General features: G+C 69.4%; 21 protein-coding genes and 1 tRNA gene. 13 read left to right on the forward strand and 9 right to left on the reverse strand.

The window, feature by feature from the left end; translation table 11 throughout:
* Window positions 1-8: 8 nt before the first annotated feature.
* Both IE173_RS01220 and IE173_RS01225 read right to left on the reverse strand, forming a co-directional pair.
* Window positions 9-902 carry a rhomboid family intramembrane serine protease gene (locus IE173_RS01220; protein ID WP_229841800.1) on the reverse strand — a complete coding sequence of 298 codons (894 nt, stop codon included), beginning with the start codon at window positions 900-902 and terminating at the stop codon, window positions 9-11.
* Between the two features lie 4 nt (window positions 903-906).
* Window positions 907-1,392, reverse strand: a complete 486-nt coding sequence (locus IE173_RS01225; protein WP_191281567.1) for an ATP-dependent zinc protease family protein — start codon at window positions 1,390-1,392, stop codon at window positions 907-909.
* A 32-nt stretch (window positions 1,393-1,424) separates the two neighbouring features.
* On the opposite strand from IE173_RS01225, the gene IE173_RS01230 reads away from it, so the two are divergent.
* The 3 genes from IE173_RS01230 to IE173_RS01240 all read left to right on the forward strand — a co-directional run bounded on the left by IE173_RS01230 (window position 1,425) and on the right by IE173_RS01240 (window position 5,003).
* The gene (locus IE173_RS01230; protein ID WP_191281568.1) at window positions 1,425-2,621 is read left to right on the forward strand and encodes a RimK family alpha-L-glutamate ligase; all 1,197 of its coding nucleotides are present in this window, start codon (window positions 1,425-1,427) and stop codon (window positions 2,619-2,621) included.
* Window positions 2,622-2,791: 170 nt separating this feature from the next.
* Window positions 2,792-4,378 (forward strand): sigma-70 family RNA polymerase sigma factor, encoded by a 1,587-nt coding sequence (locus IE173_RS01235; protein ID WP_191281569.1) that lies wholly within the window; start codon window positions 2,792-2,794, stop codon window positions 4,376-4,378.
* A gap of 112 nt (window positions 4,379-4,490) precedes the next feature.
* Window positions 4,491-5,003, forward strand: coding sequence for a hypothetical protein (locus IE173_RS01240; RefSeq protein ID WP_191281570.1), 513 nt, complete (start codon window positions 4,491-4,493; stop codon window positions 5,001-5,003).
* Between the two features lie 69 nt (window positions 5,004-5,072).
* Here the strand turns inward: IE173_RS01240 and pntB are convergent, their stop codons facing one another.
* From pntB to IE173_RS01260, 4 genes are all read right to left on the reverse strand, one after another.
* Window positions 5,073-6,494, reverse strand: coding sequence for a Re/Si-specific NAD(P)(+) transhydrogenase subunit beta (gene pntB / locus IE173_RS01245; protein ID WP_229841801.1), 1,422 nt, complete (start codon window positions 6,492-6,494; stop codon window positions 5,073-5,075).
* Complete coding sequence (locus IE173_RS01250) at window positions 6,491-8,032, reverse strand: Re/Si-specific NAD(P)(+) transhydrogenase subunit alpha (protein ID WP_191281571.1); 1,542 nt, start codon at window positions 8,030-8,032, stop codon at window positions 6,491-6,493. The genes pntB and IE173_RS01250 overlap by 4 nt, the downstream gene beginning before the upstream one ends.
* A 155-nt stretch (window positions 8,033-8,187) precedes the next feature.
* Window positions 8,188-8,655 (reverse strand): heme-degrading domain-containing protein, encoded by a 468-nt coding sequence (locus IE173_RS01255; protein ID WP_191281572.1) that lies wholly within the window; start codon window positions 8,653-8,655, stop codon window positions 8,188-8,190.
* Window positions 8,652-9,584 (reverse strand): cytochrome b/b6 domain-containing protein, encoded by a 933-nt coding sequence (locus IE173_RS01260; protein WP_229841802.1) that lies wholly within the window; start codon window positions 9,582-9,584, stop codon window positions 8,652-8,654. The genes IE173_RS01255 and IE173_RS01260 overlap by 4 nt, the downstream gene beginning before the upstream one ends.
* Before the next feature lie 47 nt (window positions 9,585-9,631).
* Between IE173_RS01260 and IE173_RS01265 the strand changes: the two genes are divergently transcribed.
* The gene (locus tag IE173_RS01265) at window positions 9,632-10,456 is read left to right on the forward strand and encodes a sulfite exporter TauE/SafE family protein (protein WP_191281573.1); all 825 of its coding nucleotides are present in this window, start codon (window positions 9,632-9,634) and stop codon (window positions 10,454-10,456) included.
* Here the strand turns inward: IE173_RS01265 and IE173_RS01270 are convergent.
* Entirely contained in the window at window positions 10,453-11,085 is a 633-nt protein-coding gene (locus IE173_RS01270) for an MBL fold metallo-hydrolase (protein ID WP_191281574.1), read from the reverse strand. The genes IE173_RS01265 and IE173_RS01270 overlap by 4 nt on opposite strands.
* 55 nt (window positions 11,086-11,140) lie before the next feature.
* Here IE173_RS01270 and IE173_RS01275 point away from each other — a divergent pair, with 55 nt between their 5' ends.
* From IE173_RS01275 to IE173_RS01285, 3 genes are all read left to right on the forward strand, one after another.
* A complete protein-coding gene (locus IE173_RS01275) occupies window positions 11,141-12,913 on the forward strand; it encodes a heavy metal translocating P-type ATPase (RefSeq protein WP_191281575.1) in 1,773 nt (590 codons plus the stop codon).
* A gap of 21 nt (window positions 12,914-12,934) precedes the next feature.
* Window positions 12,935-13,873: a diacylglycerol/lipid kinase family protein gene (locus IE173_RS01280; protein WP_191281576.1), complete on the forward strand. Its 939-nt coding sequence runs from the start codon at window positions 12,935-12,937 to the stop codon at window positions 13,871-13,873.
* A 54-nt stretch (window positions 13,874-13,927) separates the two neighbouring features.
* Window positions 13,928-14,003, forward strand: a tRNA-Glu gene (locus IE173_RS01285).
* A gap of 38 nt (window positions 14,004-14,041) precedes the next feature.
* Here IE173_RS01285 and IE173_RS01290 read toward each other — a convergent pair.
* Window positions 14,042-14,686: a hypothetical protein gene (locus tag IE173_RS01290; protein WP_191281577.1), complete on the reverse strand. Its 645-nt coding sequence runs from the start codon at window positions 14,684-14,686 to the stop codon at window positions 14,042-14,044.
* An 83-nt stretch (window positions 14,687-14,769) separates the two neighbouring features.
* On the opposite strand from IE173_RS01290, the gene IE173_RS01295 reads away from it, so the two are divergent.
* Window positions 14,770-15,417 carry an SOS response-associated peptidase gene (locus tag IE173_RS01295; protein WP_191281578.1) on the forward strand — a complete coding sequence of 216 codons (648 nt, stop codon included), beginning with the start codon at window positions 14,770-14,772 and terminating at the stop codon, window positions 15,415-15,417.
* A 27-nt stretch (window positions 15,418-15,444) separates the two neighbouring features.
* Here IE173_RS01295 and IE173_RS01300 read toward each other — a convergent pair whose 3' ends face one another.
* Window positions 15,445-15,762, reverse strand: coding sequence for a 2TM domain-containing protein (locus tag IE173_RS01300; RefSeq protein WP_191281579.1), 318 nt, complete (start codon window positions 15,760-15,762; stop codon window positions 15,445-15,447).
* Window positions 15,763-15,940: 178 nt separating this feature from the next.
* Between IE173_RS01300 and IE173_RS01305 the strand changes: the two genes are divergently transcribed.
* The 5 genes from IE173_RS01305 (at window position 15,941) to murA (ending at window position 21,460) form a co-directional block, all read left to right on the forward strand.
* Window positions 15,941-16,969, forward strand: a complete 1,029-nt coding sequence (locus IE173_RS01305) for a TerC family protein (RefSeq protein ID WP_191281580.1) — start codon at window positions 15,941-15,943, stop codon at window positions 16,967-16,969.
* A 96-nt stretch (window positions 16,970-17,065) separates the two neighbouring features.
* Window positions 17,066-17,797, forward strand: coding sequence for a hypothetical protein (locus tag IE173_RS01310; RefSeq protein WP_191281581.1), 732 nt, complete (start codon window positions 17,066-17,068; stop codon window positions 17,795-17,797).
* A 168-nt stretch (window positions 17,798-17,965) separates the two neighbouring features.
* Window positions 17,966-19,417, forward strand: a complete 1,452-nt coding sequence (leuC, locus tag IE173_RS01315; protein WP_191281582.1) for a 3-isopropylmalate dehydratase large subunit — start codon at window positions 17,966-17,968, stop codon at window positions 19,415-19,417.
* Window positions 19,417-20,013 (forward strand): 3-isopropylmalate dehydratase small subunit, encoded by a 597-nt coding sequence (leuD, locus tag IE173_RS01320; RefSeq protein ID WP_191281583.1) that lies wholly within the window; start codon window positions 19,417-19,419, stop codon window positions 20,011-20,013. The genes leuC and leuD overlap by 1 nt, the downstream gene beginning before the upstream one ends.
* 124 nt (window positions 20,014-20,137) lie before the next feature.
* On the forward strand, window positions 20,138-21,460 hold the full coding sequence (murA, locus tag IE173_RS01325; protein WP_191282417.1) for a UDP-N-acetylglucosamine 1-carboxyvinyltransferase: 1,323 nt from the start codon (window positions 20,138-20,140) through the stop codon (window positions 21,458-21,460).
* Window position 21,461: the final 1 nt, after the last annotated feature.

The raw sequence follows: 21,461 nt of genomic DNA on the forward strand, positions 1-21,461 counted from the left end.
GACCGGTCTCACAACCCGTAGTACGCCGGGGCGCTCACGACGAAGAGCACGAACACGACGAGCAGCCCGACGGCGATCCCGGCCACCCCGAGGATCTGTGCGCGGCGCTGCGAGGTGCGACGGGTGCGCAGGAACACCCATCCGATCGCCGCACCGGCCAGCAGGCCGCCGAGGTGTGCTTCCCAGGCGATGCCGCTCGCGATGAAACCGAGCAGCACGTTGACGCCGAGCACGATGAGCAGCTGGATCACGTTGACGCCGATCGCCCGACGCAGCGGCAGGTAGGCGCCCATGAGACCGAAGATCGCGCCGGATGCTCCGAGGGCGGAGCTCGGTTGCAGGAACCCTCCGGTGACCTCGATGCTCGCGCCGTCGGTGGCGATCGCGAGGGCGTAGAGGGCGAGCACGCCGACCGACCCGCCGAGCGCCGCCGTGAGGTAGAGCGCGAGGAAGCGCACCCGGCCGAGGAAGGATTCGAGTGCGGGCCCGAACGCCCAGAGGGCGTAGAGGTTGAACAGGATGTGGATGATCGTGCCCGGCGAATGCAGGAACGCCGAGGTGAACAGGCGCCACGGCTCCGCGCCGACGACGGTCGGGTTGAGCACCCAGGCGGAGGTGAGCGCCCCGCCGCTGAGCCACTGCACGGCGTAGGCGACGACGATGAGTCCCATCAGCGTGTAGGTCACCGCCGCGGAACGGCGGGACGTCAACGCCCGCGCCAGGCCTGACCCACCGGCGGGCCGGCCCTCGCGCACGCACTCGGGGCAGTGCACCCCGACCGCGGCCTGGGTCGAGCACTCCGGGCAGATCGGCCGGCCGCAGCGCTGACAGCTGATGTAGGTCGCCCGGTCGGGATGCCGGTAACAGGTCGGTGGGGCCTCGACGGCTGACGAGTCGGTCACGCGATCACTCTTCCGCACGTCCCCTGTTACGACGCCGAATGGGCCGGGGAGCCCGTCCCCCGAGGAACGAGCTGCCGGCATCCACGACGAAGCGGCGGCGCAAGGCCTGACGACCGATCAGCATCCGGAAGCCCATCTGGTCGCGGTTGCTCAGCGTCACCTCGGCGTTCACCCGGCGCCCCAGCAGTTCGAGGCGCAGTTTGACGACGTAGCGCTCCTGCACGTGCCCCGACGAGCTGCGGATGCTGCGCACATCGTGAATCGGGCATTCGACGACGACCTCATCCTCGGTCGATTCCTGCCAGGGCCGCACCCGGAATCGCACCCAGGCGGTGCCGTCCCGCTCGAACGGCTCGATTCGGTACGCGTGGATCGCCGACGTGCGCGCGCCGGTGTCGAGTTTCGCCTTGATCCACGGAACGCCGATTTCGGGAAGCTGCACCCATTCGCGCCACCCCGCCAGGGTGTTTGAATGGGAGGGCTCGGCCACGCCACCATCCTCTCGTACCCCAGGGGCTCCCCATGAAACTCGCGATCCTGTCGCGCGCCCCGAAGGCGTACTCGACCCAACGTCTGCGCGCCGCCGCCGAGCAACGCGGCCACGTCGTGCGGGTGCTCAACACCCTGCGTTTCGCGATCGACCTCTCAGGCCCCGAGCCCGATCTGCAGTACCGCGGGCGGCCGCTGAGCGACTACGACGCGATCCTGCCCCGCATCGGCGCCTCCATCACCTACTTCGGCACCGCCGTCGTGCGCCAGTTCGAGCAGATGGATGTCTACACGCCCAACACGGCGAACGGCATCGCCAACGCGCGCGACAAGTTGCGGGCGACGCAGATCCTCTCGCGCCACAACATCGGGATGCCGCCGACGGCGTTCGTGCGCAACCGCGCCGACGTGCGCCCCGCCATCGAACGCGTCGGTGGCGCTCCTGTCGTCATCAAGCTGCTCGAGGGCACGCAGGGCATCGGCGTCATCCTCGCGCCCGAGGTGAAGGTCGCCGAGGCCATCATCGAGACGCTTCAGTCGACCCGGCAGAACGTGCTGATCCAGCACTTCGTGAGCGAGAGCCGCGGACGCGACATCCGCGCGCTCGTCGTCGGTGACCGGGTGGTCGCGGCGATGCGACGCACCGCGCAGGGCGACGAGTTCCGGTCGAACGTGCACCGCGGGGGAGCGGTCGAGGCCGTCGAACTGACCCCCGAATACGAGGAGGTCGCGGTGCGATCGGCGCAGATCATGGGGCTGCGCATCGCCGGTGTCGACATGCTCGAAGGGGCTGACGGTCCGCTCGTCATGGAGGTGAACTCATCGCCGGGGCTCGAGGGCATCGAGAAGGCGACGCAGCTGGATGTCGCGGGCGCGATCATCGACTACCTCGCGAACCAGGTGGCGTTCCCCGAGATCGATGTGCGTCAGCGGCTGAGCGTGTCGACCGGTTACGGCGTCGCCGAACTGCTCGTGCACAACAACGGCGACTTCGTGGGGCGCAGCCTCGGAGATTCCGGGCTCGCCGAACGCGACATCACGGTGCTCACCGTGCACCGCGGAACGACCGTCATCCCGAACCCGCGCAAGGCCACGATGCTCGAAGCCGGCGACCGGCTGCTGTGCTTCGGCAAGCTCGAGGAGATGCGCTCGATGATCCCCGAGCGGCGTCGCCGTCGGGCGAAGGTGCGCAAGCTCCCCGCGCAGCCGCTGCCCGAACCCGCGGGTTGAGGAGCGCGCCGCGCAGCGGCACGCGTCTCGAAACCCACCTCGCCGAAAACTGTCAGGTTCGGCACCCCCGCCCACTCCTACCTGCGAGGACCCATGCGTGGTCCCGACGGTGAGGAGAGGGGAATGGACGATGCGGCGGTCGCTGGGCAGGCGGTGGCTAGGCTGTGGCGATGACCGCGGGAGTCGACCCGGCGACCTCATCGGACGCCGAGCTGGTCGCCGCCGTGCGGGCGGGGGATCGTGCGGCGTTCGCGGCGGTCTACGACCGCTACGGCGGCAGACTCTACGACTTCGCCTACGCCACCACCCGGCACCGCGAGGATGCGGCGGATGCCGTGGCCGACACCTTCGTGCGCTTCGCCGAACGTCTCGGGCAGCTGCGCGAGCCGGATCGGCTGCGTCCGTGGCTCTACGCCATCACCCGGCACGAGTGCCTGCGGCGGCTGAAGGGCCGGAGCCGCATGCTCTTCGACGGCGAGGAACGGTTGGCCGAGATGGCTGACGACTCGGGCACCCCGGAGAGCTCCGCGGAACGCGACGCGCTGCGCGACCTCGTCTGGGCGGCGGCTGCCGGTCTCGCCGACCGCGACCGCGCGATGCTCGACCTGCACCTGCGTCAAGGGCTCGACGGCGCCGAGCTGGGCGAGGCGATGGGCATGAGCGCGGCCCACGCCTATGTGCAGCTGAATCGGCTGCGCAACCAGGTGGAGCGCTCGCTCGGCGCCCTCCTGGTGGCCCGCACCGGCCGCGAGGAGTGCCCGGAGCTCGACGCGCTGCTGGTCGACTGGGATGGCACGCTCACCCCGATCATCCGCAAGCGGGTCGCCCGTCATGTGGAGAACTGCGAGACCTGCTCGGCCCGTAAGCGCCGCATGGTCAGCCCGTGGGCTCTGCTCGCGACGGTGCCGATCGTGCTCGCGCCTGCCGGGCTGCGTGACCGGGTCCTCGAGGAGGCCTGGCCGATCGCGGCCGCGGCGAGCGGGGGAGGGGCGGCCGCCGGCTCGGCCCCGACCGGGGTGAAGGTCCTCGCCGTCGTCTCGGTCATCGCCACCGTCGTGGCGGTCGTGCTGCTGGGCATCGCGGGGGCATCCGGATTCGGCGCGGGGCCCGCGTCCACACCCACGCCGACCGCCACCCCCACCGTGTCGCCGCCGTCACCCGGGGAGCTCGCGCTGGCGAGCGAGGTGCTCGACCTCGGAGTCGACGGGGTCGTCGGATCCGTCGAGATCCGCAACGTCGGCGAATCCCCGTTGACGGTCGAGGTGCGCCCGGCGGTGTCGTGGGTGACGGTCGAGCAGCCGACGCTCGACCTCGACCCCGGCGAATCGGCCCAGGTGGTCGTGCACGCCGAGCGGTCGGGGCTGTCCCCGGGCCCGGCGGTCGCCACCGTCGATCTGGTCGCCGCGACCGGCACCTGGTCGTTCTCGGTGCAGCTCACTCAGCCCGCACCACCGCAGCCACCCCAGGTCGCCGCGCCGACCGTGGTGCGCATCGACTGCATCGGGATGCTGCGCACCGCGACGGTGCGCGTCACGGTGAACGCGGAGGTGCCGCTGTCGTCGGTGGTGGTCAGCTGGTCGAGTGACTCCGGTCCCTCCGGCTCGGCGGACATGTCGCCGTCGGGCGGCGTGTGGGAGGCCACGATCGGCCCGTTCTCCGGCCCGGTCCCGCTGAACGTGTGGGTGCGGGCTGTCGATCAGCGCGGCCTGGCCACCACCGGGCCGACGACGTCGACCGTGCTGGAACCCTGCTCGTAAGAGCACGGCGAAAAAGCTCCGCGAAAAGTTGTAAGCCTTCCCCGGGTGGCGACTCCTACCTGCATCACGGCTCGGCAAACGCCGAAGTCGAAATGCGTGACAAGGAGACACCATGAACAGCACCATCCGCACCGCCGCCCTCGCCCTCCCGCTCGCCCTGGCGATGTCGTGGGGTGCCGCCGCCGCGCAGGCCGCCGAACTGCAGCCGACGCTCACCGGCCTGCCGACCGTCGCCACGTCCGTGCAGCCCGTCCCGCCGGGGCCGAGCGACTTCGCCGAAGAAGAGGACGACGACGACGACATCGACCCGGACCCGGACCCGCAGCCCGAGCCGGAGCCCGACCCGCTGCCCGAAGGTCAGCCCGAGCCGCAGCCCGACCCCGAGCCGGAGCCCGACACCGACGCCGAGGACACGACGGACGACGTCGAGGAGACCGAGGCCGACGAGACGGAAGCCGACGAGACCGAGGCGGATGAAGTCGACACCGCTGACGCGTCGTCGGTGAACGGATCGAACCCCGCAGCGATTCTGGTCGTCGCCGGACTGATCGCCGGCGCCCTCGCCCTGCTGACCGCTCTCATCGCCGTGGTGTTCGCCCGACGTCGGCGGGATCGACGCGCCTGAGTTCGCACAACAGAGAAACACCCCGGGACGGGCCAGCAGGCCCACCCGGGGTGTTTCTCTGTGCGGAGGTTACGTGAGCTCTCGCACGATGTCTTCGACCCGCTCCTTCGCGTCGCCGAACAGCATCTGCGTGTTGTCGCGCCAGAACAGCGGGTTGGCGACCCCGGCGTAGCCCGAGGCCATCGAGCGCTTGAACACGATGACGTTGTCGGCCTCCCACACCCGCAGCACCGGCATGCCGGCGATGGGGCTTCCCGGATCTTCGGCCGCGGCGGGGTTGACGGTGTCGTTGGCGCCGATCACGAGCACGACCGAGGTCGACGCGAAGTCGTCGTTGATCTCATCCATCTCGAGCACGATGTCGTAGGGCACCTTCGCCTCGGCGAGCAGCACGTTCATGTGCCCCGGCAGGCGACCGGCGACGGGATGGATGCCGAAGCGCACCTCGATGCCGCGGGCGCGCAGGCGCGCCACCAGGTCGGCGACGGGGTACTGCGCCTGGGCGACCGCCATCCCGTAGCCGGGCGTGATGACGACGCTCGACGCATTCAGCAGCATGTCGGCCGCGGCACCGGCGTCGATCTCGCGATGTTCGCCGGTCTCCTCATCGCCACCCTTCGGCGCTTCGATGCCGAACCCGCCCGCGATGACCGAGATGAACGACCGGTTCATCGCCTTGCACATGATGTACGACAGGTACGCACCCGACGACCCGACGAGGGCACCGGTCACGATGAGCAGGTCGTTGTTCAGCAGGAAGCCCGCGGCGGCCGCCGCCCAGCCCGAGTAGCTGTTGAGCATCGAGACGACGACAGGCATGTCGCCGCCGCCGATCGACGCGACGAGGTGCCAGCCGAGCGCGAGGGCGAGCACCGTGATCGCCACCAGGATGCCGACGCTCGGCGCGATCACGTACCAGGCGGTCAGTCCGGCGAACACGACGAGAGCGCCGAGGTTGAGCGCGTTCTTGCCCGGCAGCATGAGCGGCTTCGACGAGATGCGCGCCGAGAGCTTGAGGAACGCGACGATCGAGCCGGTGAACGTGACGGCACCGATGAAGATGCCGATCGCGACCTCGCCGTCATGGATGCCGACCAGCTCGGGGGCGAGGTGGGTGTCGGCGAGCGCGCCGTTCCAGCCGACGAGCACCGCGGCGAGGCCGACGAAGCTGTGGAACAGCGCGATGAGCTGCGGCATCCCGGTCATCTCGACGACGCGGGCGCGCCAGAGGCCGATGGTCGCGCCGACGACGACCGCTCCGCCGAGCAGGGCGAGACCGAGGGTCGACTGCGGCTGCCCCCAGAGCCCGGCGACGACGAGCCATCCGGTGGCGGCCAGCGCGATCGCCATGCCGACGATGCCGAAGGTGTTGCCGCGGCGGGCGGTCTCGTGCTTGCTGAGGCCCGCGAGGCTGAGGATGAACAGCAGCGCGGCGACGACGTAGGCGGCGACCGCGACGCCGTTCGCGATCTCGAGCACGTCGCCGCTCACTTGGTGCCGCCTCTCGAGAACATCCCGAGCATTCGGCGGGTGACGGCGAAGCCACCGAAGATGTTGATGCTGGCCAGCAATACGGCGACCGCCGCGAGCACCTGCACGAGCACCGACGGTGCGACGATCTGCACGAGCGCTCCGACCACGATGATGCCCGAGATCGCGTTGGTGACGCTCATCAGCGGGGTGTGGAGCGCGTGCGCGACATGCCCGATGACGTAGAAGCCGACGACGACCGACAGGGTGAGCACGAGGAAGTGCTGGGGCAGCGGCGGCGGCGCGAACGCGCACACCGCGAACAGTGCGACGATTCCGGCGACCACCAGCGCGGTCTTCTTGCGGTTGCTGAGTCCTGGGCGCGGGGCGATCGGCTCGGCCGGCGTCGCGGATGCCGTGGGCGGCGCCGCCGAGACGGTCACCGGGGGAGGCGGCCAGGTGGTCTCGCCGTCGCGGGTGACCGTGATCGACCGCTGCACGACATCCTCGAAGTCGAGCGTCAGCGCGCCGTCCTTCGCGGGCGTCACCAGCTTCAGCAGGTTGAACACGTTGGTCGAGTAGAGCTGTGACGCCTGACCGGGCAGGCGGCCCGCGAGGTCGGTGTAGCCGAGGATGACGACGCCGTTGCTGGTGACGACGCGCTCGCCCGCGACGGTGCCTTCCACGTTGCCGCCGGACGCCGCCGCGAGGTCGACGATGACGCTGCCGGGCTTCATGCTTGCGACATCCGCCGCGGTGAGCAGCCGGGGTGCCGGGCGGCCGGGGATCGCCGCGGTCGTGATGATGATGTCGACGTCGCGCGCCTGCTCCGAGTAGATCTCGGCGGCGCGCTTGTCGTACTCCTCGCTGGTGGCTTTCGCGTACCCGTCGGTGGAGACCATCTGCTCGGCGACCTCGACCGGGAGGTATTCGCCGCCGACGCTCTTCACCTGGTCGGCGACCTCGGGTCGCGGATCGGTGGCCCGCACGATCGCGCCGAGGCTGGCCGCCGTGCCGATCGCCGACAGTCCGGCGACTCCGACGCCCGCGACGAGCACCTTCGCCGGCGGCACCTTGCCGGCCGCGGTGATCTGGCCGGTGAAGAAGCGCCCGAACTCGTTCGCGGCCTCGACGACGGCGCGGTATCCGGAGATGTTCGCCATCGAACTGAGCACGTCGAGCGACTGGGCGCGCGAAATGCGCGGCACGGCATCCATCGCGAGCGCCGTGACACCGCGCGACCGCAGCGCCTCGAGCAGCTCGGGACGCTGCGCCGGGCTCAGCAGGGCGACGAGCGTCGACCCCCTCGCGAGCAAGGCGATCTCGTCGTCGGTCGGCGCGACCACCTTGAGCACGACGTCGGCGGCCCACGCGGTCGCCCGGTCGACGAGCTGGGCGCCCTGCGCGGCGTAGGAGTCGTCGGGGAACGACGATGCCGCCCCCGCTCCGCGTTCGACGACGACCTCGTAGCCGAGGCTGCGGATCTTCGTGACGGTGTCGGGGGTCGCGGCGACGCGGGTCTCGCCCGCGCGTTCGGCGACGATGCCGATTCGGCTCATAGAGAGGTCACTCCAGGTGGCATAGCGAAGAACGTGTTCTCGGCCCTAGGGAGGAATGGGTGGCGGCCCGCCGAATCCGTCACGGCCGACGAGCCGAAACGGGTGCCTCTCGCGGAACACTGGCAGACCGCCGCATCCTCGTCAAATCGGCGTACCTAACGGGAGAGGTAGCGCCGCACGGCTTCGGCCGAGGTCGCGTGATCGACGACATCCGGTTCCCCCGAGGTGGTGATCGAGCCGACCACGACACCGTTCACCTTGATCGGGATCGACCCGCCGTGCGCCTTGAACGCCTCGTGGTCGATGTCGGGCAGCTCCTCGAACGGGGTGCCCGCCGCTTCGTGCCGACGGCGCACGAGCAGCGACGGCTCGCCGTACTTCTCGACGACCGCGTGCTTGCCGGCGAGCCAGGGATCGTTGCCCGGGCCCGACGAGCCGAGCTTCGCTTGGAACACGATGTCGCCACGCAGTACGACCCGTACCGCCAGGTTGAGGCCTCGCTCGTCGATCACCTCGACCGCCGCGAGCCCGAGGTCGACGCCGTCGTCGTTCGTGAACTCCGTCAGGTCGAGCACCGGCTCCCGCTCGAGGTCGTCGACGGTGTACTCCGGCAGGTCGGTCATTTCCTCACGGTACCGCCGAGGGCGGCGAGGCGGGTCAGCACGGCGGGGCGGGCGACGACCCAGCCGACGATCATCACGATGAGCGACACGGCGAACACGCCGAGGCCGATCCACGAGTCGTCGTCGCGGCCGGCGTACATGTGGTTGAGGTTGCGCACCGCGCCCGTCGTGAGCACCAGGCCGACGTGCACGATCGTGAATCCGATGAAGTAGAGCATCACCCACACATGAAGCGTGCGGGTCGGCTTCTCGGGCACCCAGCCGAGCGATGCGGGCCAGATCGTCGACAGCCGCAGCCCGGTGAACAGCGCCAGGGGTGCGGCGATGAACACGGTAAAGCCGTACATCAGGAGCTGCAGCCCGTTGTAGTGGATCCAGCCGTTGTGCACGGGCCAGTCGAGGGAGAGGTACTGGATGCCGGCCGAGACCGCGTGCGGCACGACATCCCACGACAGCGGCACGAGCCGCAGCCACTGGCCCGAGACGAACAGCAGCACCCAGTAGAGCACCCCGTTCGCCACCCACAGGGCGTCGAGCACGAGGTGGAACCAGACGTGGATGCTGTGGCGCTTCGGCGGGTTCTTCGAGCGGATCAGGCCGTCATTGCGGCGGGTCCAGAAGGCCGGGGGCCGTTTGCCCGACCCGATCTGCCAGCCGGTGCGCACGATGAGCAGCAGGAAGAACGCGTTGAGCGCGTGCTGCCACTGCAGCCACCAGGGGAACCCGACCGGGGTGCCGGCGGGCAGCTCGGTCGCGCCCGGGTAGTCGGCGATGAACGACTGGATGTCGGGCAGCTCGCGCAACCACCGAGCGGCGAGCACCGCGACCACGAGCAACACGAGACCGATCGGCACGAGCCAGATGAGCGGGAACCAGCGCGACGATCGGATGCGACCACGCGACACCGGAGCGGGGTCGAGGGCGGGCACGCCTCCACCGTAGCGTTCACCGCCCCGGGCCTAGGATCGAAGGCATTGTGACCTCGCCGACCGCCCCCGCACCTGACCGCCCGACGGCTCGCCATATCCTGCTGCTCGTACTCGTCGGAACGATCGGCGGGGTCTTCTCGGGCGCCCTGGGGGTCGGCGGCGGCATCGTCATGGTGCCGCTGCTGCTCATGCTGCTGCGATTCGATCAGCGCCGTGCCGCCGCGACCTCGCTTGCCGCGATCGTGCTGTCATCGATCTCGGGCGCGGCCACCTACACGGTCGCCGGGCACACCGATGTGCTGGCCGGCCTGCTGCTCGGGGCGGGGGGCGTCGTCGGCACCCTCATCGGAACGCGGCTGCTCAAGGTGCTGCCGATCGCGATCCTGCGCTGGGGTTTCATCGCCCTGCTGGTGGTGATCGCGGTGCGCATGCTGCTCGTCGTTGCCGACCGCGGCGGCGACATCGCGTTCAGCATCCCCCTCGCGATCGGGCTCGTCGTGTCGGGCATCGTCATGGGCATCCTCGCGGGGATGTTCGGCATCGGCGGAGGGGTGCTCATCGTGCCGCTGCTCGTCGCCGTCTTCGGGGCGAGCGACCTCATCGCGAAGGGCACCTCGCTGCTGGCGATGATCCCGATCTCGATCGTCGGGTCGATCGCGAATGTGCGCAACCAGCTGGTGCGCCCCCTCGACGGGTTCGTCATCGGCGGAACGGCCTTGCTGGCCTCACTCGGCGGCGCCGCGATCGCGTTCGTCATGCCCGCGTGGCTCTCGACGCTGCTGTTCGGCCTCTTCGTCGCGGCGACCGCCATCCAGCTGACGATCCGTGCGATCAACCAGCATCGCGCCGCGAGATCCGGCGACCCGACCTAGACGTCGAGCGTCTCGCCCGGCTGGAGTTCGGTGAACGTGCCGCCGCCCTGTTCGGTCGCCCACGCCAGTCGCGCCGCCGCCATCTGTTTGCCGGCGACCGACAGCGTCATGTCGTGCACATAGAACGCGCGTTTCGGCTTCACCGCGAGCACGTAGTCCATCGCCTCGCCGATCTTGAGCCAGGGCGCCCCGATCGGGGCGGCGAGCGTGCCCACCTCGACGCCGGGCACCGCATACGAGTCGCCCGCGTAATACAGCTCGTCGTTGACGAGCACCCCGACGTTGTCGATCACCGGGATGGACTCATGGATGACGGCGTGCTTTCCGCCGAAGAACTCCAGGGCGAAGGGCCCGGCCTGCGCGGTGTCGCCCGGCGCGACGACCTCGATCGCGAGACCATCGGCCTGGTCGGCGACCCCCTGAGGTGCGAAGACCTTCGCGTCGGGGTTCTTCTCGAGGATGCGGCGCACCTGTTCGGCCGTCCAGTGGTCGGTGTGCTCATGAGTGATCACGATCGCGACGACACCGGTGATGTCGGGATGCGACAGGAAGACGCCGGGGTCGATGACGAGGCTCTCGTCGCCGAGAGCGAGCTGCAGGGTCGCGTGTTCGTACTTGGTGATGCGCACGGTGCGACTTTACCGACGCGCCGCCGCAACAACCCGTCGTCGGTACGGTGTTGACATGACGGTCAGCCACGTTCATGCGCCCGATGACGGCGCGTCGCACGTGGCCGAGCATGATGACGCGCACGACCATTCCCACCACGGCCCGAACTTCCGCGCCCTGTTCGTGATCTGCCTCGCCCTCACCATCCCGACGCTGGTGTTCTCGACCGGGCTGCCGAGCATCCTCGGTCTGTCCGGCCCCCGGTTCCCGGGCAGCGAGTTCGTCCCGGCGGCGTTCGGCACCGCGGTGCTCGTCATCGGCGGCCGGGTCTTCCTGACCGGGGCGGTCGGCGAACTGCGCGCCCGTACGCCAGGGATGATGACGCTCATCTCACTCGCCCTCGTCGTCGCCTTCGGCTACTCGCTCGCCGGGCTGCTCGGCTTCCCGGGCATGGACTTCTGGTGGGAGCTGGCGATTCTCGTGACGATCCTGCTGCTCGGCCACTGGATCGAGACGCGCGTGATCTCGGGAACTCGGGATGCCCCCGCCGAGCCCGGCGACGACACCGCGCTCGCCGAGATCGGCCGTCTCGTCGCCGAGGCCCAGGCCGGCCGCTCGGGCGCCCAGTTGCTCGCCGATCGTGCCGCCGCGCTCCTCTTCTCCGTCGCCCTCGGTGCCGCCGCGGTCACGCTCGTCGCCTGGCTGTTCCTCAAGCCCGACGATCCGGCATTCGTCGTCGAACGGGTCGTCACCGTGCTCGTCATCGCGTGCCCGCACGCGCTCCGGCTCGCCATCCCGCTCGTCATCGCGCTCTCGACGGCGCTCGGCGCCCGCCGCGGCATCCTCGTGCGCGACCGTGCGGCGCTGGAAGAGGCGAAAGACGTGGATGTCGTGCTGTTCGACCTGACCGGCACCCTGACCGCGGGGCGGCAGGGCCTGGTGAGCATCACGCCGGCCCCCGGTGTCGACGAGGCGGAGGCGCTCGGGCTCGCCGCCGCCGTCGAGGCGAAGTCGGAGCATCCGATCGCCCGCGCCCTCGTGACCGCCGCCGGGGAGCGCGGCATCAAGATCCCGCGGTCGGCGAAGTTCGCCTCGCTCGCCGGTCGCGGCGCGTCGGCGACCGTCGGGGGTCGCGAGTTGCGCGTCGGCAGCACCCGGGTCGCGACCGAGGCGGGCATCCACCTCGACCCGTCACTCGTGCACGCCGCCCGCGACGCGAACCGCGAGGGTGCGACCGTCGTGCTTCTACTTGAGGGCGACACGGTGCTCGCGTCATTCGCGCTCGCCGACGTCGTCCGGCCCGAGTCGGCGGAGGCCGTCGCCGCACTGCAGAAGCGCGGCGTGCGCGTGGCGATGCTCACCGGCGACTCCCACGAGGTGGCGCACCACGTCGCCGGGAAGCTCGGCATCACCGAGGTGTTCGCCGAGGTGCTGCCGGCGCAGAAGTCGGCCGCGGTCGCGAAGCTGCAGGCCGGGGGAGCGCACCGCGTCGCGATGGTCGGCGACGGCGTCGACGACGCCCCGGCTCTCGCCCGCGCCGACATCGGCATCGCGATCGGCGCCGGCACCGACGTGGCGATCGAGTCGGCGGGCGTCGTGCTCGCGTCCGACGATCCGCGCGGGGTCGTCGACATCCTCACCCTCAGCCGCGCCGGGTATCGCACGATGCTGCAGAACCTCGCCTGGGCGACCGGCCACAACGTCGTCGGGCTGCCGCTCGCCGCCGGGGTGCTCGCCGGTGTCGGATTCCTCGTGCCGCCTGCCGTCGGCGCAGTCGCGATGTCGGTGTCGACGATCGTGGTCGCGCTCAACGCCCGACTGCTGCGGAGGCTGCGCTTCCGGCGGTAGAAAGCTGGGATACTCGGGCGCATGCCCGCGACGTCGCGCCCGAAGAACCTCGTGGTCGCCATCAACCCCTCGGCCTCGTTCGGGGCCAGCCGGGATGTCGGCCCCGCCGTCGTGCAGACGCTGCGGGCGATGGGCCACGAGGTCACGTCGCTCACCGAGCCCGACTTCGAGCAGCTGCTCGCGTCGGCCCGGGCCGCGGTGAAGAAGCGCCCCGACGCGCTGATCATGGTCGGCGGTGACGGCATGGTCAACCTCGGCGCCAACCTGGTGGCGGGCACGCGCGTGCCGCTCGGCATCATCCCCTCGGGCACCGGAAACGACATGTCGCGCGGCCTCGGAATCCCGCACGACGACACCGAGGCCGCCATGCGCACCCTCGACGCCGCCCTCGCCGCCGGACCGCGCACGATCGACGCCGGCCGCATCAGCTGGACGGATGCCGCGACCGGCGAGAAAGGCGAGCGCTGGTTCGCCTGCTCGCTGAGCGCCGGATTCGACGCGATCGTCAACGAACGCGCCAACGCGATGCGGCATCCCAAAGGCCCGAGCCGCTACATCCTCGCGCTGCTCGCCGAGCTCGCCCGGCTGAAGCCGATCTCGTACCGGCTGGTGCTCGACGGCGAGCCGATCGAGACGAAGGCCGTGCTGGTCGCGATCGGCAACGGCGTCTCGCTCGGCGGCGGCATGAAGATCACCCCCGACGCCCTTCCCGACGATGGCCTGTTCGACGTGCTCATGGTGAAGCCGCTGTCGCGGATCGCGTTCCTGCGCATCTTCCCGCGCGTCTTCGCCGGCACGCACGTGAGCGACCCGCGGGTGCGCATCGTGCGCGCGAAGAAGGTGCGCATCGAAGCCGACGTTCCCCTCGTCGCGTACGGCGACGGGGAGCGGATCGCGCCGCTGCCGCTCGACGTCGAGGTCGTTCCCGGGGCGCTTCGGGTGCTCTCACCGCTGCCCTGATCCGGCCGTCCGAGCGGCCCGAAGGGGCATGTATACTCGAACGGTTGTCGTGACGGCCCCATCGTATAGTGGCCTAGTACGCCGCCCTCTCACGGCGGTAACGCGGGTTCGAATCCCGCTGGGGTCACCAACCAGAAACCCTCGGATCACTCCGGGGGTTTCGTCGTTTCAGAGCAACGCCGTACGCGGCCGGCGGCCGACGACCGCAGCCATCACCGCTGCGGTGTCGCCGGCGTCGAGGGCCATGGTGACGATGCCCCACGCCTCGCCGAGGTCGATGGTGAGCGGCACAGCGTAGGGGCGCACGTCGACGGTGACGCTCCAGCGGGAGTCGCCGCCGACCGTCGCCGTACGCACCATCTCGAGGTCGCCGATCTCGGCCCATTCGACGACCAGCAGTTCCCGCGCGTCGGCGCCCGGCGCGCAGACGGCGATTCCGCGGTCGTCGGCGAAGGCCGGATACCAGCCGTCGCCGAGGCGGATGTCCTCAAGGCCCTTGGAGCGCAGGTAGGCGGGCAGGTCCGACACGACGGGCGGCAGCCGGCGTGCGAGGAAGACCACGGCATCCGGATGCCGCTCGGCGAGCGTGCGCACGGCTCGCGACAGCCGCGAGGTCATCACTCCGAAGACCACGATCATCGTGATCATCGCGATTCCGGCGAAGCCGTAGGCGACGAGGATGCCGTTGCGCGGTCCGCCGGCAGCCGCGATCGCGAGGCCCCCGCCGCCGATGACGACGGCGGTGGTGACGAGTGCTGCGATGGTGATGATGCGGGCGCGAGTGCGGGATCTGCGCGCGATGGTTTCAGTCAAGGTGCCTCGTGCTCGTGTGCCCCGATCCGCACGCTACCGTACCCCGTCCGTACCCCGTCGGAGGCTAGGGGCACACTAGGAATGTGTGCGCGAGTTATGGGCTTCAGGTCGAGGCGGCCGACATCCACTACGGGTTCTCGGTCATCGACGAACTGGTGTCGACAACAGCGCTCGAGGGTTGGCTCGAGGAGTTCCGTGACGAACCGGTGAAGCCGACCGGGGTGCATCGCCGCAACCTCAACCCGATCGTGCGCGAGTGCGAGAAGGACGGAGAACGGCTCCGCACCGTCGACCTCGCCTGGTGGAAGCTCTGGGTGCGGGGCGAGCCCGCGAAATTCCCGGCGATCAATGCCCGCGTCGAAGGCCTGGTCGGGTCGGGCGCGTGGAGCGGGCCGCTGAAGAGCCGCCGAGGTCTGGTGCCGGCGACCGAGTACTACGAGAAGGGTCACCGCTTCGCGCTTCCCGACGAGCCGAAGGGGCTCTTCGCCTTCGCGGGGCTCTGGAACGTCACCAAGACGCCCGAGGGGGAGTGGATGGTGTCGTACACGATCGTGACCCAGCCGGCGGCGCCCCGGATCGCATCCATTCACGACCGGATGCCGCTGATCCTGCCCCGCGACCTCTACGACGACTGGCTCGACCCGACGCGCGTGGGCGATCAGGAGCTGCTCGATGAAGCGCGGGCGGCGAGTCGCGCGTTGAACGAGCGGCTCGAGGTCTCCGAGCTCTAGGGCCCCGCGGCCCGAGACCCCCGACCTCTACGCGGCGGAATCCGTGGGCGGCGTCGGCTTCTTCGTCATGCGCGCGATCTCGGCGTCGACATCCTCTTCGGAGATGTACCGGCGGGTGATGCCGTACGCGTCGAGGCCGACGAAGATCGCGGCGATCGACATTCCGAGAATCGGCCACACCGGCCAGAAGTAGGCGGTGAAGCCGGACGGCTGGCCGGTTGAGAAGAACCAGATCGCGAGCAGCAGCAGGGTGATGACGGCGAAGACGGCGAGCATGACCTTGAAGTCGTTGCGCGCCTTGAGGCGGGCGCGGGCGGCGGTGCGGATGTCGTCGGTGTCACTCATGCGCAAAACCCTAGCTCGGGGCCTCTAGACTCGTCGGAGCGAAGGGGAGTATCCCACCTCGTCGCGGCCGTCATCACGGGTTCCAGCGCTGCAGCCCCGGTCGCGATCGTCCCGCCCGATTCCCGGCGAGACGCGGGAGAGACGTTCGGGCCCTGCCCTGCACCCGAAAGGTTTCCTGTTGGAATTCTCCATCCCCCTCTGGTTCGAGATCGGCACCTACGTCGCGCTCGCCCTCATCCTCGGCTTCGACATCGTGCTGGCGTTCCGCCGGCCGCACATCCCCTCGACCCGCGAGTCGGCGCTGTGGATCTCGTTCTACGTCGTGCTCGCGCTGGTCTTCGCGGCGCTCATGTACGTCTTCGCCGGTGCCGAACATTCGGGGCAGTTCATCGCGGGCTGGCTCACCGAGTACAGCCTGTCGATCGACAACCTGTTCGTGTTCCTCATCATCATGGCGAGGTTCTCGGTACCCCGGAAATACCAGCAAGAGCTGCTCATGGCGGGCATCATCATCGCCCTCGTGCTGCGCGGCATCTTCATCATCCTGGGCGCCGCGCTCATCGAAAACTTCTCGTGGGTGTTCTACCTGTTCGGCCTGTTCCTCATCTACACCGCCGCGAACCAGGCTTTCACCGGCCACGACGACGAGGAAGAGACCGAGAACAAGCTCATCGGTTTCATGCGCAAGCGCATCGCGATCACCGAGCGCTTCGACGGCGCGAAGCTGCGCACCCTCGTCGATGGCCGCCGGGTGTTCACGCCCGTCATCATCGTGCTGCTGGCGCTCGGCACCACCGACCTGGTCTTCGCGCTCGACTCGATCCCGGCGATCTTCGGCATCACCCAGGAGCCGTTCCTGGTGTTCACCGCCAACGTGTTCGCGCTGATGGGTCTGCGGCAGCTCTACTTCCTGCTCGGCGACCTCGTCGACAAGCTGGTGTACCTCAAGTACGGCATCGCGTTCATCCTCGCCTTCATCGGCGTGAAGCTGTTCTTCCACGCCCTGCACGAGAACGAGCTGCCGTTCATCAACGGCGGCGAGCACGTCGACTGGGCACCCGAGATCTCGACCTTCGTCTCGCTCGCCGTCATCGTCGGCGCGATGGCGGTGGCCGTGATCGCGAGCCTCGTCAAGATCCGCTACGACCGCAAGCGCGGCATCGGCATCGACCACGACCGCATCGACGAGGAGATGGGCGCCGAGTAACAGCGCGTCCCTCACACGGCACGAAGGTGACGCTGCCTCTGCAGTCCCGCTAGGGTGAAACCCTCTTTTGCTGGGAAGGCGAGGAGAGGTTCGGCGATGGGGAACGTCGAGTGGGGTGGGGCGTTGCCTCCGCTCAGCATCGAGTACGCGGGTGAGCGGCACGACGTGCCGTCGGTCCCGGGGTTCTCGATCGGGCGCGCCGGCGACCTCGTGATCGACGACAACCCGCACCTGCATCGCCGCTTCCTGATGATCCGGGCCGAGCAGGGGATGTGGTGGATCCACAATGTCGGATCTCACCTGACGGCGACCGTATGTGACCGGGAGCGGACGCTCCAGGCAGCCTTGGCTCCTGGTGGTCGGATGCCGGTGCTCGCCGACATCCTCGATGTCATCTTCACGGCCGGCCGAACGGTGTACGACCTGACGCTCGTCACCCGGAGCCACGGGGTGGGCGCGGCAGACGAGACCGAGGTCGGTGTCGGCGAGGCGACCGCCGGACGAGTGTCGTTGAACCACGCCCAGCGGTTGCTGTTGCTCGTTCTCGCCGAGGGCGTGCTGCTGGGCACCAGCGGCCCGGGCGACATCCCCACCTCGACGGCCGCCGCGAAACGCCTCGGCTGGACGGTGCCCGCGTTCACTCGCCGCCTCGACAATCTCTGCCTGAAGCTCGAACGCGCGGGAGCCCGGGGCCTACGGGCGGGAGCAGGTCGGGTCTCGACCCACCGTCGCCTCCGCCTGGTCGAGTACGCCATCACGACCCGGCTGGTCTCCCGCGCGGACCTCGTGCTGCTCGAGCAACACACGCGAACGCGGTCGTCGACCTGAGTCACTTGGGCCACCCGGAAGCTCCGCGTGTTGCGGTGCTAATCTCGTTGGATGCTCGTGCGACTCCTCCTTCGTCGCCGCGACGAGGCCTAGACCCCGGCCTCCTCGTCGCGGAGTCTCGTCGTGAGCCGGATCCGATCCCTGGTATCCCGAAGGAACTGAACTTTCATGAGCACTCCGAAGACTCTGGCCGAGAAGGTCTGGGCGAAGCATCTCGTCGCAAAAGGCGAGAACGGCGAACCCGATCTGATCTACATCGACCTGCACCTCGTCCACGAGGTCACGAGCCCGCAGGCGTTCGACGGTCTCCGCCTGGCCGGGCGTCCCGTGCGCCGTCCCGATCTGACGATCGCGACGGAAGACCACAACACCCCGACGCTCGAGATCGACAAGCCGATCGCCGACCTGACGAGCCGCACGCAGATCGAGGCGCTGCGCGCGAACTGCGCCGAGTTCGGCATCCGCCTGCACCCGCTGGGTGACATCGAGCAGGGCATCGTGCACGTCGTCGGACCCCAGTTGGGCCTCACCCAGCCGGGCATCACGGTCGTCTGCGGCGACAGCCACACCAGCACCCACGGCGCGTTCGGCGCGATGGCGTTCGGCATCGGCACGAGCGAGGTCGAGCACGTGCTCGCCACGCAGACGCTGCCGCTCAAGCCCTTCAAGACGATGGCGATCACCGTCGAGGGCACGCTGCGTCCGGGGGTGACGGCGAAGGACATCATCCTGGCGGTGATCGCGAAGATCGGCACCAACGGCGGGCAGGGCTACGTGCTCGAATACCGCGGGTCGGCGATCCGCGCGCTGGGGATGGATGGCCGCATGACCATCTGCAACATGTCGATCGAGGCGGGTGCGCGAGCCGGGATGATCGCGCCCGATCAGACGACCTACGACTATCTGAAGGGTCGCCCGCACGCGCCGCAGGGTGCCGACTGGGATGCCGCGGTCGCCTACTGGGAGACGCTCGCGACCGACGACGACGCGGTGTTCGACGCGGAGGTGTTCCTCGACGCGAACGAACTGGAACCGTTCGTCACCTGGGGCACCAACCCGGGCCAGGGCGTCTCGCTCAACGAGAGCGTGCCCGACCCGAAGACGATGGTCGACCCGAACGAGCGAGCCGCCGCCGAGCGGGCGCTGGAGTACATGGCGCTCGAAGCCGGCACTCCGATGAAAGACATCAAGGTCGACGCCGTGTTCATGGGCTCGTGCACCAACTCCCGGCTGGATGATCTGCGCACGTTCGCCTCCATCATCAAGGGCAAGAAGAAGGCCGACCACGTGCGGGTCATGGTCGTTCCCGGCTCGGCGCGGGTGCGACTCGAGGCCGAAGCCGAAGGCATCGACAAGATCGTCGAGGACTTCGGCGGCGAGTGGCGGTTCGCCGGCTGCTCGATGTGCCTCGGCATGAACCCCGACCAGCTGGCTCCCGGGGAACGCTGCGCGTCGACATCCAATCGCAACTTCGAAGGCCGCCAGGGCAAGGGCGGACGCACCCACCTGGTCTCGCCCGTCGTCGCCGCCGCGACCGCGATCCGCGGCACGCTGTCGAGCCCGGCCGACCTGAACGTCGAGGGCGCTGCTTCTCGCCGCTCCGAAGGAGCGCGAGCGTAATGGACAAGTTCGAGACCGTCACCGGCACCGCCGTGCCGCTGCCGCGCAGCGCCGTCGACACCGACCAGATCATCCCGGCGGTGTTCCTCAAGCGCATCGTGAAGACCGGCTACGACGACGCGCTGTTCCACGAATGGCGCAAAGACCCCGAATTCGTGCTCAACCAGCCGTGGACGCAAGGCGCCACCGTGCTGTTCGCGGGATCCGACTTCGGCACCGGCTCGAGCCGCGAACACGCGGTCTGGGCGCTGCGCGACTACGGTTTCAAGGCCGTCATCGCGCCGCGGTTCGGCGACATCTTCCGCGGCAACTCGGGCAAGCAGGGCCTGCTCACCGGCACCGTCTCGGAAGCCGACATCGAGAGGTTCTGGGCAGCCATCGAGGCGCAGCCCGGGGTCGCCGCGACGGTCGATCTCGTAGCACGAACGGTGACGGTTGGCGAGGTCCAGGCGGCTTTCGAGATCGATGATTACACTCGCTGGAGGTTGTTGGAGGGGCTCGATGACATCGGGCTCACGCTGCGCGACGAAGCGCGGATCACCGAGTTCGAGGCCTCCCGCGAGAGCTGGCGGCCGACGACTCTTCCCGTTCGGTAGGCCGGTTCGCCCGGTTGGTTAGGCAGCAGGTGTCACAGTGGCAGAGACTCTCGTGGTGGACGACGGCGTGAACGACCGCGCCGAGGCCGGCCTCGCGAAGGATGCCGCCAAGGCGGCGGAACGCGTGGGCCTGAAGGCCGACAGCATCGTCATCCGGGGCGGCAAGCCGCTCGTCGGCCGCGTCGACGTGCGCGGGGCGAAGAACCTCGCGACGAAGGCGATGGTCGCCGCCCTGCTCGGCAAGACCCCCAGCATCCTTCAGGATGTTCCGCAGATCTCCGAGATCTCGATCGTCACCAAGATGCTCGAGGCCTACGGCGTCGCCGTGACGAGCCCCGAAGACGGCGTGCTCGTGCTCGACCCGAAGAACGTCGAGCGCGCCCACTTCGCGCAGATCGACGCCCTCGCCGGGTCCAGCCGCATCCCGATCCTGTTCTGCGGGCCGTTGCTGCATGCCCTCGGTGAGGCGCTCATCCCCGACCTCGGCGGCTGCCGCATCGGCGACCGGCCGATCGACTTCCACCTCGACGCCCTGCGCGCCTTCGGGGCGATCGTCGACAAGTCGTACGAGGGCATCCGCATCACCGCCCCCAATGGCCTCACCGGCGCCAACATCGAACTGCCCTACCCGAGCGTCGGCGCAACCGAGCAGGTGCTGCTCGCCGCCGTGCGCGCCAAGGGCGTCACCGAGCTCAAGAACGCCGCGATCGAGCCCGAGATCATGGACCTCATCGCGATCCTGCAGAAGATGGGCGCCATCATCTGGATGGAGCCGAACCGCACGATCTTCATCGAAGGCGTCGAGACCCTGCACGGCTACAGCCACCGGGCGATCTTCGACCGCAACGAGGCCGCATCCTGGGCGTCGGCGGCGCTCGCGACCCACGGCGACATCTTCGTCGCCGGGGCGAAGCAGCAGGAGCTGATGACCTTCCTCAACGTCTTCCGCAAGGTCGGCGGCGCGTTCGACGTGCGGGAAGACGGCATCCGGTTCTGGCATCCGGGTGGCCCGCTCAAGCCCGTGCAGGTCGAGACCGACGTGCATCCCGGGTTCATGACCGACTGGCAGCAGCCGCTCATCGTCGCCCTCACCCAGGCCGAAGGCATCTCGGTCGTGCACGAGACGGTGTACGAGAACCGCCTGGGCTTCACCGAAGCGCTCGTCGAGATGGGTGCCGACATCGTCGTGCACACCGACGGCCTTGAGTCGGTCACCCGGCGCGTGCCCCGCCGCAAGCTCGAGCAGGCCGCCGTCATCACCGGTCCGACGAAACTGCATGCGGCGGATGTTCGCGTGCCCGACCTGCGCGGCGGGTTCAGCTACCTCATCGCGGCGCTCGCGGCGGAAGGCACCTCGACGGTGTCGAACCTCGGCCTGATCAGCCGCGGCTACGAGCACTTCGTCGACAAGCTCACCGCCCTCGGCGCCGACTTCGACCTGGTCTAGT

It is taken from the genome of Pseudolysinimonas yzui (assembly GCF_014653215.1).
Taxonomy (GTDB): domain Bacteria; phylum Actinomycetota; class Actinomycetes; order Actinomycetales; family Microbacteriaceae; genus Pseudolysinimonas_A; species Pseudolysinimonas_A yzui.

Bases quoted from the DNA above. Each gene is read 5' to 3' on its own strand.
- leuD (WP_191281583.1), top strand. From the start codon at position 19,417: ATGGACAAGTTCGAGACCGTCACCGGCACCGCCGTGCCGCTGCCGCGC.
- IE173_RS01255 (WP_191281572.1), bottom strand. From the start codon at position 8,655: ATGACCGACCTGCCGGAGTACACCGTCGACGACCTCGAGCGGGAGCCG.
- IE173_RS01300 (WP_191281579.1), bottom strand. From the start codon at position 15,762: ATGAGTGACACCGACGACATCCGCACCGCCGCCCGCGCCCGCCTCAAG.
- IE173_RS01275 (WP_191281575.1), top strand. From the start codon at position 11,141: ATGACGGTCAGCCACGTTCATGCGCCCGATGACGGCGCGTCGCACGTG.
- IE173_RS01235 (WP_191281569.1), top strand. From the start codon at position 2,792: ATGACCGCGGGAGTCGACCCGGCGACCTCATCGGACGCCGAGCTGGTC.
- IE173_RS01250 (WP_191281571.1), bottom strand. From the start codon at position 8,032: ATGAGCCGAATCGGCATCGTCGCCGAACGCGCGGGCGAGACCCGCGTC.
- IE173_RS01280 (WP_191281576.1), top strand. From the start codon at position 12,935: ATGCCCGCGACGTCGCGCCCGAAGAACCTCGTGGTCGCCATCAACCCC.
- leuC (WP_191281582.1), top strand. From the start codon at position 17,966: ATGAGCACTCCGAAGACTCTGGCCGAGAAGGTCTGGGCGAAGCATCTC.
- IE173_RS01240 (WP_191281570.1), top strand. From the start codon at position 4,491: ATGAACAGCACCATCCGCACCGCCGCCCTCGCCCTCCCGCTCGCCCTG.
- IE173_RS01310 (WP_191281581.1), top strand. From the start codon at position 17,066: ATGGGGAACGTCGAGTGGGGTGGGGCGTTGCCTCCGCTCAGCATCGAG.
- IE173_RS01230 (WP_191281568.1), top strand. From the start codon at position 1,425: ATGAAACTCGCGATCCTGTCGCGCGCCCCGAAGGCGTACTCGACCCAA.